The organism is Nibrella saemangeumensis (assembly GCF_039541915.1).
In the GTDB taxonomy this organism is placed as follows: Bacteria; Bacteroidota; Bacteroidia; order Cytophagales; family Spirosomataceae; genus Nibrella; species Nibrella saemangeumensis.
Genome location: NZ_BAABHD010000061.1, coordinates 1 through 16,335, shown reverse-complemented (window position 1 = coordinate 16,335; position 16,335 = coordinate 1). Strand labels below are relative to the sequence as shown.

Annotated in this window: 12 protein-coding genes; 8 read left to right on the top strand and 4 right to left on the bottom strand. The window is 43.7% G+C overall.

The window, feature by feature from the left end; genetic code table 11:
- Nucleotides 1–742: 742 nt before the first annotated feature.
- Both istA and istB read left to right on the top strand, forming a co-directional pair.
- Nucleotides 743–2,281, top strand: coding sequence for an IS21 family transposase (istA, locus tag ABD949_RS18545; RefSeq protein WP_345245707.1), 1,539 nt, complete (start codon nt 743–745; stop codon nt 2,279–2,281).
- 27 nt (nt 2,282–2,308) lie between these two features.
- The gene (istB, locus tag ABD949_RS18540) at nt 2,309–3,055 is read left to right on the top strand and encodes an IS21-like element helper ATPase IstB (RefSeq protein ID WP_345245704.1); all 747 of its coding nucleotides are present in this window, start codon (nt 2,309–2,311) and stop codon (nt 3,053–3,055) included.
- 3 nt (nt 3,056–3,058) lie between these two features.
- Here istB and ABD949_RS18535 read toward each other — a convergent pair whose 3' ends face one another.
- From ABD949_RS18535 to ABD949_RS18525, 3 genes are all read right to left on the bottom strand, one after another.
- On the bottom strand, nt 3,059–4,468 hold the full coding sequence (locus tag ABD949_RS18535; protein WP_345245702.1) for a DUF1156 domain-containing protein: 1,410 nt from the start codon (nt 4,466–4,468) through the stop codon (nt 3,059–3,061).
- 132 nt (nt 4,469–4,600) lie between these two features.
- Entirely contained in the window at nt 4,601–8,149 is a 3,549-nt protein-coding gene (locus ABD949_RS18530) for a helicase-related protein (RefSeq protein WP_345245700.1), read from the bottom strand.
- Nucleotides 8,150–8,499: 350 nt separating this feature from the next.
- Entirely contained in the window at nt 8,500–8,730 is a 231-nt protein-coding gene (locus tag ABD949_RS18525; protein ID WP_345245698.1) for a hypothetical protein, read from the bottom strand.
- A gap of 132 nt (nt 8,731–8,862) precedes the next feature.
- Here ABD949_RS18525 and ABD949_RS18520 point away from each other — a divergent pair, with 132 nt between their 5' ends.
- The 6 genes from ABD949_RS18520 to ABD949_RS18495 all read left to right on the top strand — a co-directional run bounded on the left by ABD949_RS18520 (nt 8,863) and on the right by ABD949_RS18495 (nt 15,040).
- Nucleotides 8,863–9,210 carry a hypothetical protein gene (locus tag ABD949_RS18520; protein ID WP_345245696.1) on the top strand — a complete coding sequence of 116 codons (348 nt, stop codon included), beginning with the start codon at nt 8,863–8,865 and terminating at the stop codon, nt 9,208–9,210.
- A complete protein-coding gene (locus ABD949_RS18515; RefSeq protein WP_345245694.1) occupies nt 9,207–10,214 on the top strand; it encodes a type II TA system antitoxin MqsA family protein in 1,008 nt (335 codons plus the stop codon). The genes ABD949_RS18520 and ABD949_RS18515 overlap by 4 nt, the downstream gene beginning before the upstream one ends.
- Before the next feature lie 26 nt (nt 10,215–10,240).
- Complete coding sequence (locus ABD949_RS18510; RefSeq protein WP_345245692.1) at nt 10,241–10,795, top strand: RusA family crossover junction endodeoxyribonuclease; 555 nt, start codon at nt 10,241–10,243, stop codon at nt 10,793–10,795.
- A 527-nt stretch (nt 10,796–11,322) separates the two neighbouring features.
- On the top strand, nt 11,323–12,528 hold the full coding sequence (gene tcmP, locus ABD949_RS18505) for a three-Cys-motif partner protein TcmP (RefSeq protein ID WP_345245690.1): 1,206 nt from the start codon (nt 11,323–11,325) through the stop codon (nt 12,526–12,528).
- 2 nt (nt 12,529–12,530) lie between these two features.
- Entirely contained in the window at nt 12,531–13,277 is a 747-nt protein-coding gene (locus ABD949_RS18500) for a DUF5131 family protein (protein WP_345245688.1), read from the top strand.
- A gap of 524 nt (nt 13,278–13,801) precedes the next feature.
- Entirely contained in the window at nt 13,802–15,040 is a 1,239-nt protein-coding gene (locus ABD949_RS18495) for a hypothetical protein (RefSeq protein ID WP_345245686.1), read from the top strand.
- Between the two features lie 363 nt (nt 15,041–15,403).
- Here the strand turns inward: ABD949_RS18495 and ABD949_RS18490 are convergent, their stop codons facing one another.
- Nucleotides 15,404–16,180: an IS5 family transposase gene (locus ABD949_RS18490; protein ID WP_345245684.1), complete on the bottom strand. Its 777-nt coding sequence runs from the start codon at nt 16,178–16,180 to the stop codon at nt 15,404–15,406.
- Nucleotides 16,181–16,335 lie beyond the last annotated feature (155 nt).

Below are 16,335 nucleotides of genomic sequence, written 5' to 3'. Positions count from 1 at the left end.
TTGTCCTTACGTGTTTGCTAAAGTGCCTGACTGAGAGTAGCATTACCACAAGTGAAATTCTTGAAATTTTACCACCGCTCAAAACTAAAGGCGTGTTGGGGAATTTTAACAGACTGAAAATCAGAAATTTAATGTTTTCGTAGAGGATTCATAATGGCTTAGATTTAGCTGTAGCATTTTTGGTTTAAGTCCATAACCTTCTACGCAAACCTGAGGCTCAGTGAAATAGCCCAATTTTCGATAATCAACTGATATTCAATAATCTAAAATTCCCCAACACGCTCTTACTTTAAAGGTTCTTTGGTTAAATTGGGGATGTAGTGCAATTTAGCGTATCCACCCGAGCAACCACGTCTTTTCTGCTGCTTACGAGGCCGCTACTTTTGGCTAAAAAACACACATGCCTACTCTAGCGACTCACCAGGCTCATCAACTCTTCAGCCTTATCGTATCCACCCGAGCAACCCCGTCTAGGAAAAGCGGGTTTTGTAGTGCTGGGGGTATAACTGCCGCAGGTCTTTGTGGTTGATCGTCAGGATGTGTTCCAGCACATACTTCAGCCACTCATAGGCATTCACTGAATATTCCGGCCTAAAGCAGGCCAGTTAATACGGCGATGACAAGCCATACATTCCGGCCAAATCAGGCCACCTGTGGATAAGTGTAAGAAGGCCCGTAGTTTGGCTGAGTAACAGTGTTTCTCTGACTCTCAGCAGCGACTATGGCTAACCAACGCTTACCCATGTATCAACTCCGACGTATTCTTCAACTCCGGCAGCAAGGCTACAGCAAGCGGGCCATTGCTGCCACATTAGCTTTAGCCCGTTCAACGGTGGATCAGTATCTGGCCACCATCGAAAGTCATTTTGACTCACTCGACCAGGCTCTCAACTGGCAGGATGACCAGCTCCATCGGCTGTTGGCTCAGCCGCTGACTCCAAAAGCGGATCGTATTGGCGATCTTTATGAGCGCTTTCCCAGCTTTGATGCCCAGCTCAGTAAGCCGGGGGTAACCCGCTTTCACCTTTGGTCGCTTTACAAGCAGCACAATCCCGACGGGCTTCAGTATACCCAGTTTTGTTGGCGCTATCAGCAGTGGCTACAGACTCAGCGGACAGTTATGCATATTGAGCATAAAGCCGGGGACAAACTGTTTGTTGACTTTGCCGGCAAGCGGCTCACCGTCATTGACGCTACTACTAATCAACCCCTTACCTATGAGTTTTTCGTAGCGATATTAGGGTGCAGCCAGTTGACGTATGCGGTGGCTATGAACAGTCAGCGGAAAGAAGACTTTCTGGCAGGCCTGGGTAACTCACTAATCTTTATGGGTGGAGTCCCGGCCGCCATTGTCCCGGATAATCTGAAGGCTGCCGTGCAAACGGCCAACCGCTACGAGCCAGACCTGAACGAGACAATTCAGGATTTTGCGGCTCATTACGGCACATGCATCTATCCCACCCGCAGCCGTAAGCCCCGCGATAAGGCCTTAGTCGAAGGGGCAGTCAATATCCTCTACCAGCGAGTGTACACCGCTCTACAGGATAAACCGTTTCACAGTTTGCAGGAGCTTAACCAACAGATCATGCACCTGGTTGAAGCCCATAATCAACAGCTGTTTCAAGGCAAAACTTACAGCCGGCGGCAGCGGTTCGAGACGCTGGAAGCCGCTCAGTTACGACCGCTGCCGGCCGACAGCTACGAGCTGAAAGAGTACCGGCTGGCCAAAGTTCAGGTCAACTCTCACGTACTGCTGCAACCCGACAAGCACTATTACAGTGTGCCATACCGGTTTGTTGGTCAGCAGCTTAAGCTAGTGTACACCCAGCATACCGTTGAAATGTACCATCAGCATGAGCGGATTGCTTTTCACGCCCGATGCCGGCTTGCCTACGGCTACTCAACACAACCCGGGCATCTCCCACCGCAACAGCAGTGGGTAAGCCAGTGGTCAGCCGACTTTTTCCGACAGCAGGCCCTGCAGGCCGGTCCCTGGCTGGCCAGAGCCATTGAGCAGGTACTGAAACGGCTGGAAGAACCGCTCCATGCCTATCCGCAACAGGTCTACCGCTCCTGTGCCGGTATTCTTTCCCTGGTGAAAAAAGTGGAACCTGACCGTCTGGAAAAAGCCTGCGAGCGGGCCTTGTACTATGGAAGTGTATCCTACAAAATCCTCCGTGGCATCCTGGATAGTGAACTCGACCGGCTGCCCCTGCCACAAACCCCGACAACGACTATCCCTGCTCACGAGAATATACGGGGAGCAACTGCCTATCAGTAAGAGAACCATTAAACAAACGACAAAAAGGTGAATAATCAGGCAACATTAGACCGCTTGAACGCGCTGAAACTAGCCGGGATGGCAACCCTGTGGCAAACGCTGATCCGGTTACCGGCCCATCAGTGGCCCCCGCAGGAACAATTACTGGCACGACTGCTAGATGCGGAATGGGAATATCGCCACCACCGGCGCACACAACTGGCCGTTCAGCAGGCCCGCTTCCGATATCAGGCCTCGCTGGAAGAAATCCGGTATACGCCGGAACGCCAGTTGGATAAAAGCCTAATACTAGGGCTGGCCGATCTGTCATTCGTGCAGCGGGGCGAAAATCTGCTGCTGACCGGCGCAACAGGCTGTGGCAAAAGCTATCTGGCGACTGCATTCGGCTATCAGGCCTGCCTGCAGGGGTTCAGGGTGGGCTACTTCGCCTTACCAAAACTGATTCAAACACTGCATCTGGCCCGGGCGGACGGTTCGTTTGTCAAGGAACTGGCCCGTCTGGAGCGGCTGCATGTGCTGATTCTGGATGACTGGGGACTGACTCCGCTAGACATGGAGGCCAAACTGGCGCTATTACAGATCATGGAGGACCGCTACGGTCGTCACTCCACCATCATAACCTCCCAGTTGCCCGTTGCCCAATGGTATGATTATCTGGCAGAACCAACGATTGCCGATGCCTTCCTGGACCGGTTGCTACATCAGGCTCACCGAATTGAGTTAAAGGGGGAATCTCAGCGAAGACAGACTAAAGAGAAAGAAAAATCAGTATAGCACTTACCTTTGCACCCTTCTTCTCACACTTATCCACAGCGGCCTGTATTGGCCGGAATACGTGGTCTTCGATTGCCGGAATATATATAAGTGCATTTGCTGCTCACCGCTCGGTTTCCAAGTTGTAAGACTATTATTAAAATCAGCTAATCTATCTATAGCAAAGCTGAGAAAAACAACTACTGCTTTAATGTAATCCTCATTTACATTTTCACCCGTAAGTTCTAAACGCAATTTTATTATTAACTCATTTAATGTATCATAGGCTATTAGTTGTCGTTTGGTGAATAATTGGTCGTAAGAGGTCATTCCATAGAGTGGAGGACTTATATTTTTAGGATTGTGAGCTAACGGTATTTCAGGGATCCATTTAGGCTCTATAAGAATTTGTTGTTCTTGATTTGGATCAAACAAATAAGCTCTTCCTTTCCCTGTATCAGCTGATACAGCCATCAATCTATGACTTATACGTTTTGCGATTCCTTCTTGCCGTATGTAAGGATGTGCAATAACTTCATTACATGCTATACAACGAGCTCCACTCTTAGAAATAATAGTACCTTTTACCTCCGGTTCACCTGTGTGGACCTCAAAACCCTTCAGACTATTCTTTCCATTTCTTTCAATTATTGGTGAAACATAATATGTTTCCTTTCCCCTCTTTTTTAATATAAATGAGCCAACCAGCGGCATTTGACAACCACAAGCAGGATTAGGGCATTGCACTGTACGAGCCCAAAAGTATGTCAGCACGGGCACAGTACGGCCATCTGATAAAGTTACTGGGGGATATAGATGCCCAATTCGCTTTTTTGCATCCTCATTGATTAAACGGCCGTAATAGCGTACATCTTCGGCTAAGCCATGTGCATTTGTCCACTTATGGTCGGGGTGATATTTCTTTTTGCTGTCAGGATTAAAAGGAGGATGGTTAGCAAAGCGGGGTAAGATTTCGAGCATCGCTTTGTTAATCAGCACGGCTACAGGATTGAGGTCGGCGGCAATTACGGGTAAGCCCATACGCATTCCCTCAAGTGGAATGGAGCCTCCGCCCGAGAAGGGATCGTGCACGGTCGGTAGCTCGCCGTTACAATGTTTTTTTATCTCTTCCAGCGCGTCGCGGTACGCTTGGGGTTTGGTGTGAATCTTCTTCTGAAGTAAATTCTTCATCAGCCCAAATAAGCGGGTGCGTTCAAGCTGTTGCGCTTCTTCGGTTGGAAATCGGTCGGGATGGCTGCTGGGATCGTCTACGAGCGAGGCAAAGAGGACAGCGCGGGCAGCGGGCAACGGTAACCGTGCCCACCAATGGTGTAACCCTTTGGGATGGGGGCCAATACCTGGCATTTTGTCGTAAGCTGATTCATCGTTGATTAGGTCAAGCGGTATAGATACTTCAATAAGTTTCTTTGTCATAGTGGCAGCGCGAACGAAGTATACTTAGTGGCCGTATACTTTTATTACGACCAAAAAAGAGGTGAAACTATCAAATTCTACGGCTCGTTAGGCTGGTTACTTCGAAATTTTTATAACTCATCCGCTTAATCATTAACTGTCAAGCGTAATTGTCACAGATGCAACAGGGCGGGTCAAAAGTCCGGCGAGCTGATAGGTCACACTGGTCACATTGAAGTCGGGCTCCGTCTGAAATGGCCGCTGCACATAATGAAGTGTTACGTTTTGCCCGTTAACGAGCGCAACAGCCAAGTAGAAGCGTTCGGGTTGATTGAGGGCGGTCAGTATTTCATTCTTAGTAAGGGTGATGGTATCGGCATCGAACCGACGGCCTTTAACCTCGATAAAACGTAGGTGGCCAGTCTGGCCATCCCGGCTTTCTATGTCGTAGCCAATTTTGTCGGCGCTACGGTCGGTCGGCTCATTACCAAGCGAGCGTTCGTAGTGCATGACGGCCTGCATAGCGGCTCGTTCAACAGCAGCACGAGCCGCAGCATCGACAACAGTTACAGAACCAGTATTTTCATCTGCTTCTGGCGAATTGGCGTTAGAAACTGGCAGGTTCAAACCCTGTAACATTTGCGATGGCACGACCAAGGCTCCGCCGATTACCAGCGGAGGTCGTAACGACAGATTCATTTCCAGATCCAGTTCGTCCATCCGTCGACTCAAGCGTGTGGCCAGATCATCGGCCCTTTTCCGGGTTTGATTGGAGTTGAGTCGGGCGTTTGGTTTACCCTCCTGTTCTTGCGCAGCTAATTCGCGCGAGCGCCGGTCCCAATAGCGAACCTCGGCTGTTAGCCGCTGCTGCACGGCATGGCGAGTACGCTGTATCAGAAATTGCCGTTGTTCACGTACCCGGTCGAGGTGTTCCTTAGCGAGCGTACTAATAGCGTAATTACGAACTACCGATTCGAAATCGGTCTGTAGCCAATCAGCTCCAATCAATTGTTGCATTAGATAGTCCCGCTCAGCGTCGGCAGCAGGACGGTAATCGAGATAAGGGGCATAACCGGCCCGGCGAATCTGGCGATTGGCATTGAATTCCAGAAAGTGTACTTCGCGTGATACCGTTCGGCGCTGTGTGCTATCGGTGAGATGGGCATCCTGAATGGCGTTTTCGACGTACACCAAAACACGCGGCTCTCCGTAGGGTGCATTGTCGTCAATCAGTACAGCTCCCTGTTTCAACAGGTTTTGATTGGCTTCTAACAACAAATCCAACGTAGCATCCAGTAGCGGGTGGCCAGGACAGACGAAAGCCGCGACCGGACGACTTGGTAGATTCACCCATTCCTTGTGGAACGTGATGCGTTCGTAAGATTGCAGTACCGGTTCGCGGGCGTCGATGGTACGGCCTCTATTACGAATAGCCGATGGGACATAAGCAATCTGGTAACGACCGTTTTCCCGCTCGTGAATAGTCCCACCTAATTGCCGAAAGGCCGTCAGGAAGAAATCAGCGATAAAGTGCGGCTGGAGTCGACGGGCTTCAGCTCGCTCCATATCTTCGCGAATCTGTTGTAAATTACTGTGTGAAAGCGGAACATTGTGAAGCGCTCGCTCTTGCAATAGACGCTCAATTTGCTGGCGGTCGACGGCGTCTTCAACCACCTGATTAAGCCGTTCTCGAACAGCGGGATCGTGTCCGTACCGAATGGCTTCCATCATTAGTTCGCGCAGGCTCTTGTTATCAAAGGTTACTTCGCCAAGTACATCAAATACCCGGCCACCGAGGGATTGGCGCTCAGCTTCGAGTTTGGCGAAAAGCCGTTGCCAAACGTCGCCTTCAATCGTTGAGTCGGCCACTAAATTCCAAAGTCGACATACTTCTGTTTGTCCTATGCGGTGTATTCGTCCAAAGCGTTGTTCGAGTCGGTTAGGATTCCAGGGCAGATCATAGTTAACCATCAGGTGCGCCCGTTGCAGGTTAATGCCTTCACCAGCTGCGTCCGTAGCGATCAGGACGCAAACGTTTATGTCCTGTCGAAACGCTTCTTGGGTCTGTCGGCGGGCATCACGATTCATACCACCCTGGATCGTTACAACACCTTCCGTGGAACCGAGCAGCATACGTATCTTATGTGCTAAATAATTAAGTGTATCTCGATGTTCGGTGAAGATGACCAGTTTACGCCGGACCCCCTGTTCATCAAACATCACACTTCTATCCTGTAACAAAGTGGACAATTCAGCCCATTTTCGATCCGTATTGTTGGTACGTACCTGATCAGCCAGTGACTCTAATCGGCGAAGCGTATCCAGTTCGATTTCGAGTTCACGAATTGTGCGGGCAGCGGTAGCGTTATCAGTTAGGTTGTTTTCCAACTCCTCCTGTTCATCGGATGGTTGGTCGTCTAACTGCTCTAACTGCTCGTCATCAAGCCATTGCGAGTTGTCTGATAAAGTGGCAAACCTGCGTTCATCGGTCAGGCGCTCTGACAGCCGTTCACGCCGTCGACGAAGTGATTGGTAGATGGCATCCGGTGATGACGCAAGACGCCGTTGAAGAATAGTTAACGCAAAACCCACCGACCCACGCCGACGCGTATTGTCTAAAGCGTCAGCCCGATTAAACTCGTCTTGAACATACCGCGTCACTTCACTGTAAAGCACATCTTCGTCATCTGACAACTCATACAGCACTGTTTTGGCAATCCGTTCGGGGAACAAAGGGCGGCCGTCAAACTTGACTAACTGTTCTTTCAACATACGGCGCATTAGGTCAGATACGTCTGTTATGGGTGCATTCGACCGTTTTTGCCGCCCCTCAAAGCGGTCTGGATCAAGCAGCGCCAGAAACAGTTGAAAATCTTCTTCTTTCCCGTTATGCGGTGTCGCTGTCATCAACAACAGGTGCCGTGTCAGGCTCGACAGTAGTTGTCCCAATCGATAACGTTGTGTGTAATTCACCTCGTTGCCAAAGTAAGAAGCTGACATCTTATGAGCCTCGTCGACAATAACTAAATCCCAATCAGTCACCTTTAACTTTTCGCGTAAATCTTCATCGCGACTCAGCTTATCTAGCCTTGCAATGACCATTGGCGATTCCAGAAAGTAGTTTCCCGTACGAGAAGCATTGATTTTGTCATTGGTAAGGATATCAAAGGGCAGTTGAAACTTTTGATTCAACTCGTCTTGCCATTGCTCGGCTAATACGCCAGGACAAACGATTAGACACTTACGGACATCACCCCGCATATATAGCTCTTTAATGAGGAGTCCTGCCATGATGGTCTTACCGGCACCAGGATCATCAGCAAGTAAAAAGCGTAGTGGTTGGCGAGGCAACATCTCGCCGTACACCGCTGAGATCTGATGTGGTAGCGGTTCTACCATCGACGTATGCACCGCCATCATGGGGTCGAATAAGTAGGCTAGCTTAATACGATAAGCTTCTGAAGCTAGCTTAAACAGCTTTGCGTCGGCACCAAAATTCCATGACCGTTCAGCATCTACTAAGGACAAACTGCTCTCACTGTCACGAAATAGTAATTGGTTACCGAGTTGTCCTTGACTATTCTTATAAGTAATCTCTAACGCATCTTCACCTGACCACTCGATGTGAATAACTTGTACTGCTTGATTTGGTAAGAGGCCATTTATAAGGATACCTTTCTGTATCTGTTCTAAGGGAAGCATGAAGGGTTTTGTTATTTTAATTCTTGGGCTTAAAAATATTGTTTTTTTAATATAACAATTAGCTTATGATTCATGACCCAAACTACGGGCCAGAATATATAGTATCAGAGAGTGTTCACAGTAATGGTAGAATCTCAAAAGTAGTGAACAGATAATCCTGAACAAGTTTTATGGACACGTTTAGGCGGAAGATTCCTAAACGTCAATCTGAGGAGAGTCTGTCCAGCATATCCCTCGTTTTGCCGAACGCGCACCGGGATCTTGCCGAATTGTACATGAAAATTAAAGAGCTGAACGAGCGTCGTTATAAAGCCCCGATACGCTGTCGCGGCTTATAGTCATCTCCGGCCCTACAGTACTAAGAAGAACCACATAAGTGAGTAAGCGTTATCAACAAGTACTTTAATTTCAGCTGCACTTCCACCTCGGTTCTTTCCCTCAGCGCTCATTCGGGCAATGACCCTTTTTACTAATAATACGAAGATGTCACCTAAGTTCTTAATACCAGCATCATGATTGTTTATATGAGCCAGTAGGCTATAGGCAACAACTCGGCTCTGGTCAAAATCAGCCTTTCTCATTTTTTAGGTATATACGGCAAATAGCTGGATTTACACTTTATAGTGCCAATAATATCAAAAAAAGCTAAAATTTGCAATTTTAAAGTAATAATAGTAGGTTTGGGTCGTTGAATTAATACGATGCCCCGTAACATGGCACCAGAAGATGAGGTAAGTCGGTTTTTAACCGATTTTAAAGCGAAGCTAGATTTATATGAAGTAACCTACATGAGACGGGACAAAAACCTCCAAGCATTGGCCTCTTTAGACATTCGGCCCTTTGAGCGTACCGCCTACTTGCGAAGTCTGGCGGTAGAGAACTACTATCGGGGGCCACACTACGATCAGGCTGGCATCAGCGATTTGTGGGAATTTGGCATACAAGTGAAGGGTAAAGAAGTCTATATCAAAATACAATTAGGTGCCTTTAACCGCTCAACGATCTGTATATCGTTTCACATAGCCGAGTTTCCAATGACATACCCTTACAAAAAATTATGATAAGTCCGTTCACTGGCGGAGAAGTTATCACAAAAAAAGAAATCCAGACACTCACTTATCGGTCTCAAACGTTTCAGGTTCACGCTCATTATTATGAATGCGTTGACACTGGCGAAACCTTCACGACTGAAGACCTGGATGCGCTCAATCTTCTCCAACTGCATAACCAATACCGAGAGCGTAATCATATTCTATTCCCTGAGCAAATAAAATTGCTTCGGGAACGCTATGGCGTTAGCCAGCGCACAATGTCAATACTAATGGGATTTGGCGTTAACCAATATCGCAACTATGAAGAAGGGGAAATACCAAGCTTATCTAATGCCACCCTCATTCGTTTAGTTCGGGATCCTCGTAACTTTAAAGAATTGGTCTTTGAACGAAAGATTGATTTAAAAGACCGCGAATTAGCTGATTTACTAAGGCGCGTTGATGAATTACAACTGCCCCAAAGTGATTCATTTAATGATGTATTAAGTACCATCTGGAATCCTCTGGACGTACCAAATCAATTTACTGGGTACAGAGTGCCGAACTTTGATAAGTTTGCACAAATGGTTTTATTTTTCTTTGACCAGATGCCCCATTTATACACAGTTCGCCTAAATAAACTTCTTTTTTACGCGGATTTTGGCCACTTCAAAAAAACAGGCTTTTCTATATCTGGTGCAAGGTACTGTGCAATTCCTAAAGGACCCGTTCCTGATGAATACAGAATTTTAAATGATTTACTCGTACAGCAAGGATATCTTGAACAAACTTATGCTGAACGAGATGATGAGGTATTTGAAGCGTTTCAGCCTTTTCAAAACCGGCAAGCGGATACCAATATTTTTTCACATAGTGAATTAGAAATCTTACAGCTAACAGTTAAAACGTTTAGGTATCTCAAAACAATAGACCTAATAGAAAGGAGTCATCAGGAGGCGGGATGGATTGACAACGAGGCTAATAAAAACCCAATTAGCTACCAGCAGTATGGATTTATGTTAAAAGGATTATAGAATTTAAACGCCATAACTTTCTGATTATGCCAAGTAATATCGTTACAATAAAGGCACACGAAGATTTCGATTATTCTTATATGGTTTTTGGTACTAATACTATACTTACAAAGCAAGATAGGTACAAACAGGTTGATGGGTACAAAGCAGTTTTTCAGAATGAAAGTGATAAGACAATGCTTGAAGAATATGAGCTATATGTAAAACATAAAGGGAAAGATAGCCTTAGAAGGTTTGAAGAGAAATTTAAGGCTGACATACAAGCAACAGTTAAAGATGACCATCCTTATGATAGAAGTATTCCATTGGAAATCATTTCAGTGTTTTATATGAGCGAGGACAGGTATAAAACTGTTGATATAGATAATCTTTTAAAGACTGTAATCGACTGCTTTAAGGGATTGATCTTTGAAGATGACTCTCAGATACAAAATGTACTAGGAATGAAAAGGGCGGTACAACCAGGCTTTCCTGACGCTATTTTAATTGGAATTAGAAAGTTAGATAAGAAGGGAACGTGGTTTAGTAATATCCACTTAATAAGTATAACAGAAGATGGTAAAACTACGTGGTTGGTTTAAAGTATGGTTCTTTGGTTAAATTGGGGAACGGTGCAATGAATTATCCGAAAAATTATATTTTTAATTCCTTCTTAGCCTGTAACCGTGTCATAATCAGAATCTTATTAAATTTGCGTAAGTCTATGGGGCTGCTTTCTCCCCAATTTAGCTAAAGAACCTAAAGTATTAAGGTTAAGCTTATCTAATGAAACTTATATCAACTATCTCCAAAACTTAGAGGCAAAATCCTAAAAATGATAGTTTCTAATTATACTATAGAGAAGAGCAATATTCTGTACTATTTTCTTCCAACCGAGCGGCTGAAAGGCTGTTCTTACAGTAACTATTGAATTACAGCTTTATTCGCCCCTCTAAAACCACATAAACACCTTGTGCTTGAGGGCAAATGTTATGGCTTGCTCGCGAAGTACAACGCGATCACGTTAAAGATGTAGTTTTTTGAGCGGACTGGGATAAGTAGAGCATTAAACTTTTCAATTATATAATGTAATATTTGACGTCCTTGACCAAAAGAATTAGAAGTATTTATGGCAAAACAGAAGAAAGAAAATGGAGAGATTAAGTTCTCTGACAAGGATGATATGAAGCCGCACTCTGAAGCTAAAGTTGCTTTATATGGTGAATATTTAAAGAAGTACCTTGCAATACTAAGTAATGCAAAATTTACTAGTAAATTAAATATATACGATGTATTTTGCGGCACGGGAATTTATAAAAATGGTAAGTTTGGAAGCCCAGTTAGAGCCTTTAAAGCTATACAAGAATCTAGAAATTTTTTAATAAAGAATAATCTTAAAGTCACACCAATTTCATTAAATATTAATGATGGAAACCCAAAAAGTGTAGACAAAGTCTCTTTGTATCTGACACAGTTAAATAAAGAAGATAGGTGCTGTGACTTACAAATCACTAATTTAGATGCAAGTGATGCATTTAAAAATATAATTGCACAGTTAAGTAGTAAAAGCAGTAGAGAAAGGAGTTTAATTTTTATTGACCCAACAGGCTATAAGGTAATACATAGAGAAAACCTGTTAACCTTGTTGAAGCTTAACACAGAAGTTGTTCTTTTTTTGCCAGTTTCTTTCATGTATCGTTTTAAAGAAGTTGTCCAAAAAGATTATAATAAGGCTGCTTATGTACACTTAAGGCGGTTCTTATATGAGTTTTTTGACGAAAGTCATCCAATTAGGCAAGAGAAAGAAATGGATGTTTTTGAATTTATAAACCATTTAGAGGAAGCCCTCCGATTTGAAAATACATTTTACACTACATCTTTTTTCCTTCAGCGGAATACAAACAATTATTATGCTCTTTTTTTCATTACTAGTAACATATTAGGTTTACAACGGATTATAGACGCTAAGTGGGAAATAGACCCAGAACAAGGAAGAGGTTTTGTGTACGAAGCTGATGCTATACCTTCACAGCTACCTCTTTTCCCAGAAATAAAGCCACCATTCTTTAAGCTCCGTATGGAGGAGCTTGAAAGAAAAATTACGCTTTATATTTCTAATAATCAGAATTGTACCAATTGCGATCTATACCAATTTGTCTTAACTGAAGGATTTAGAACTCCTCATGCTAATCAGGTTATTAAAAAATTGAGGCAGGAGCCAAAGATTCAGGTTATAGATTTGGAGACAAATAAAGAAGTTCGAGGTCATGGTACTTACTTAGATTACGACCATTTTAAAAACAAGCACCAAAGGGTTGCGTTTAAAATGCTTTAGATATGGCACAATCGAGCATTGAATGGACCGAGATGACGTGGAACCCAACTACTGGGTGTAACAAAATATCGGCTGGCTGTAAGTTTTGCTACGCTGAGGTGATGGCTAAACGACTCCAAGCTATGGGAGTTGAAAAGTATCAGAGTGGATTTGAACTGGCAACTCATAAGGACTCTTTACGTATCCCCTATACATGGGGCGGCTCAAAGATGGTTTTCGTCAATTCTATGAGTGATCTTTTTCATAAAGATATTCCACTTTCCTTCATTAAAGATGTATTCAAAGTAATGAATGAGAACCCTCAGCATATTTTTCAGATTCTCACTAAAAGAGCCGATCTGCTGCTTAGGTACAATGAAGAGTTTAATTGGACACCGAATATTTGGATGGGCGTTTCCATAGAGGATAGTCGAGTACTCGATAGGATAGATTACCTGATTCAAACCGATGCATTTATCAAATTCTTGTCTTGTGAACCATTGATAGGTCCTCTGGATAATTTAGACCTAATTGGAATCGATTGGGTAATTGTTGGCGGCGAGAGCGGTCGAAATCCAAGACCAATAAACAAAGAGTGGGTAATTGACATTCAGCAAAAATGCCAGCAGGCTAAAGTTGCTTTCTTCTTTAAACAATGGGGAGGCAGGCGGAAAAAAGAGGCTGGACGTATGCTGAATGGTCGAACTTATAACGAAATGCCAAATAAACGGGTTTCCATTCCATTGACTTGCGTTTGCATTCAAAAATAACAAGGAGGCTGCTCCTCCATCTAAGACGCTTTGTTTCGATTATCCTTAGAAGTATGATTTTGGCGAAGCCCGCTGATTACCCTTCACTCATCGGGCCAGCGGTATCCCTTCAGGTCCTTATCGGACTTGCTGACCTGTAGTACTTTTAGGACGTCAGTGGTTAGGCCTAGTGTAGTGAAACACCAATCGGTAAAGGATTTCTGGCCTGCTTTGGTGAATAGCTTTGGGCGAAAGTTCCGTTCGGCAGCGATCAATTTCAGCCCCTCATTCACGGATTTATTGGCCCAGTACTACAAGCATTTTTCTGTATCACGAACTCAGGAACTGGCTGAGAATGGTAGTTTAATATTTGAACGGAAATTTGATGCAGTTTTCGAACGCTTTTCCAGTATTTAGGCTGCAATTGTGGCTTTCTCATTAAACGGCATTTTTATAAGACAAGCTTATCATTTGAAAATCTTTAGTTTAGTATGTTTGACGTTAATTATAAGACAGTAGTTGTAAAATGCCCAAATCCTAGTTGCATGGCAAATATTCAACTTTCAATCGGTAAAGTTCCAGGTGGTGAGAATGACAGTGGAGGTTGGATCTTAGAATGTAATAAATGTCATATGCTATTCCCATATGCAGTAAAAAATCCTAATGACTACTCAAGAGTCGATCATGGCGCTACTGTCCTTGACTCTTGGGATAACGAAATACTTGGCGATAAGCAGGAAGTTATCAAGAAACATAATTTGGAATCTTTCCCCGAAGATTTTAGGTTCGATAATTTGCTATATGTCGAAACTGGTGAGTTTGAAAGACCAAAGTTTAGTGATATTGAGGAAAATATATTTTTCTGTCCAGAATGTGGTACCCACATTGAGCCACATGTTTATTCTCAGTTAACACATAAACTAACATCTGTTAATGAAACAATTGAAGGTTATATGCCTTATTATCTAAAAGGTATGTTGGGCGATCCTGATAGTATAATTATACTTTCGGATTATCAATGTTCTTGTGAATTTAAAACTAAAATAGTCTTGTATAAAAGCTTCAAAGAGAATGAATTACCAATTGAAGATGAACATGAGTTAATTCTAATTGATGTAATTGGAGCTAAACTTGAAACGAATATAGATGGTATTTACAACCGTGATAGCTGTTTGCAAGTACTTCAAAAGCTTTTAATTAGGTGGCAAGTTTATTATAATAGGGTATTTTTGGCAGTACCATTTATAGGCTTTGATTTTAAAAATAGAGAAGCACAACGTGTTGAGCTTTGGAACTGGATTTTAAAGAATACTGTACCTCATAAAACTACTTTACTTACAAGAAGAGCAACATTTAACTCATTTCTAGAGGGGTCAAATAATACAGGGTTAGATATAAGTGTTTTAAAAAGTTATGGTTTACTTAACCCTACGTTAAGTGAACTGACAGAAAAAAAAGCTCTTTTTAAAACAGACTTCCATGCTAAGTTCTATGCGGGTTTTGATAGGATGAATTCTGAGGTCTTAGTAGGTTCTTTTAACATTCATGAAGGAGGGTATGTAGAGAATATACATTTTAAAAAATATGATTTTGGTGATTTTTTCTTAAAATATATTTTAAAGATGAATATAATCTTTGATCCAAGATTTATTGATGAAGAGGGCGAATTCTTATTAATTGATGAATCCAATAAAAGAGTTACTATTGAAAAGTATAACACATCTAGGCGTAATAAAATTCTTGAAATAATTAACGGTATAGATAATAAGGACTTGCCTAATTAACAAGTACCACAAATTGGCAAGGGTTGTTCCTGCTTTGTTCCCCTTGTTCGTACTGCCGATTCTGCGAAACAACCTAGCCCTTACTCGCTTTATCTGCCAACCCATTTTATTGGCGTACCCCACACAAGATCAATAATCTAGCGGTTGTATTCCTGTGTACACTTGGAGACGCACGTGAAGACAACGGCCAATACCAAGGTATTAAAGGTGGCGTTTATAGAGGCTATTTACAAGCCAACTAACTACTAACGTGTACAGATATAAACTAATGCTCAAATCAGCACATCTTATCGCTTAAAAGATAAAGCTGAATTGAATAAAAATGCATGTTGCTAAACACAACCTTAAGAACGTGTTGGGAAATTATGTTTGGTGATCGGGCTTGATGCGTTGTAGCATCAACTGAATGTTAGCCAAATACAACCAAGCCACCGAAGAAGAGAGCGTATACTCGTAATCTTTGACGATTCGGCGGAAAAAGTTGGTCCAGGCAATACTTCGCTCCACTACCCATCGTTTGGCTACGGGTACGAACCCGCGAGCTGATTCGGGACGCGAAGCCTTCTCAAAAGCGATACTCCATTTCTCTAAGGCGTCAGCGAAAATACCATTGTAAGCTTGGTCGCCATAGACCTTCTCTAAGCGCTCACTTAGCAGAGCAATCTCGGTCACCAAAGTTGAAGCGGCCCGGCCATCAGCTTCATCAGCCCGGTGTACGCTAGCTAACCAAAGCCGACCTTGGGTATCGACAAGGAACTGTCGTTTGCGTCCGTTAACCCGCTTGTAAGCATCCATACCCCGGTATTCACAAGCTAAAGGAGTCAGTTTAACGCTTTGACTATCAATACATAGAACCGAAGGCTCTGCTTCTCTGCCGGTTTGTTTTCGATCCTCTTTGTTGAGGTGCAGATTAATTTGTTCCAGGGTGCCGTCCTGTTTCCATTTGTCAAAATAGTAATAAACAGCCTGCCAATGAGGCCACTCCTGAGGTAGGTTGCGCCATTGACAGCCGGTGCGCAGTAGCCATAAAATGCTATTCATCATCTGGCGTAAATCATGAGTGCGCTTGCGTTTGAGCGGAAGAAAAGGCGAAATTGCATTCCATTGAGAATCGGTCAGTGCACTCCACTGTTTAGTCATCGTCTTGTAGTTTGGCGACCACAAAGGTGACACGATTCTCAACCTTTCTCAATTCCCCAACACGCCTTTAGTTTTGAGCGGTGGTAAAATTTCAAGAATTTCACTTGTGGTAATGCTACTCTCAGTCAGGCACTTTAGCAAACACGTAAGGACAA

What these genes read in the sequence shown, in the direction of transcription:
- istA (WP_345245707.1), top strand. Translation starts at nt 743, where the DNA reads ATGTATCAACTCCGACGTATTCTTCAACTCCGGCAGCAAGGCTACAGC.
- ABD949_RS18535 (WP_345245702.1), bottom strand. Translation starts at nt 4,468, where the DNA reads ATGACAAAGAAACTTATTGAAGTATCTATACCGCTTGACCTAATCAAC.
- ABD949_RS18530 (WP_345245700.1), bottom strand. Translation starts at nt 8,149, where the DNA reads ATGCTTCCCTTAGAACAGATACAGAAAGGTATCCTTATAAATGGCCTC.
- ABD949_RS18525 (WP_345245698.1), bottom strand. Translation starts at nt 8,730, where the DNA reads ATGAGAAAGGCTGATTTTGACCAGAGCCGAGTTGTTGCCTATAGCCTA.
- ABD949_RS18520 (WP_345245696.1), top strand. Translation starts at nt 8,863, where the DNA reads ATGGCACCAGAAGATGAGGTAAGTCGGTTTTTAACCGATTTTAAAGCG.
- ABD949_RS18515 (WP_345245694.1), top strand. Translation starts at nt 9,207, where the DNA reads ATGATAAGTCCGTTCACTGGCGGAGAAGTTATCACAAAAAAAGAAATC.
- ABD949_RS18510 (WP_345245692.1), top strand. Translation starts at nt 10,241, where the DNA reads ATGCCAAGTAATATCGTTACAATAAAGGCACACGAAGATTTCGATTAT.
- tcmP (WP_345245690.1), top strand. Translation starts at nt 11,323, where the DNA reads ATGGCAAAACAGAAGAAAGAAAATGGAGAGATTAAGTTCTCTGACAAG.
- ABD949_RS18500 (WP_345245688.1), top strand. Translation starts at nt 12,531, where the DNA reads ATGGCACAATCGAGCATTGAATGGACCGAGATGACGTGGAACCCAACT.
- ABD949_RS18495 (WP_345245686.1), top strand. Translation starts at nt 13,802, where the DNA reads ATGGCAAATATTCAACTTTCAATCGGTAAAGTTCCAGGTGGTGAGAAT.
- ABD949_RS18490 (WP_345245684.1), bottom strand. Translation starts at nt 16,180, where the DNA reads ATGACTAAACAGTGGAGTGCACTGACCGATTCTCAATGGAATGCAATT.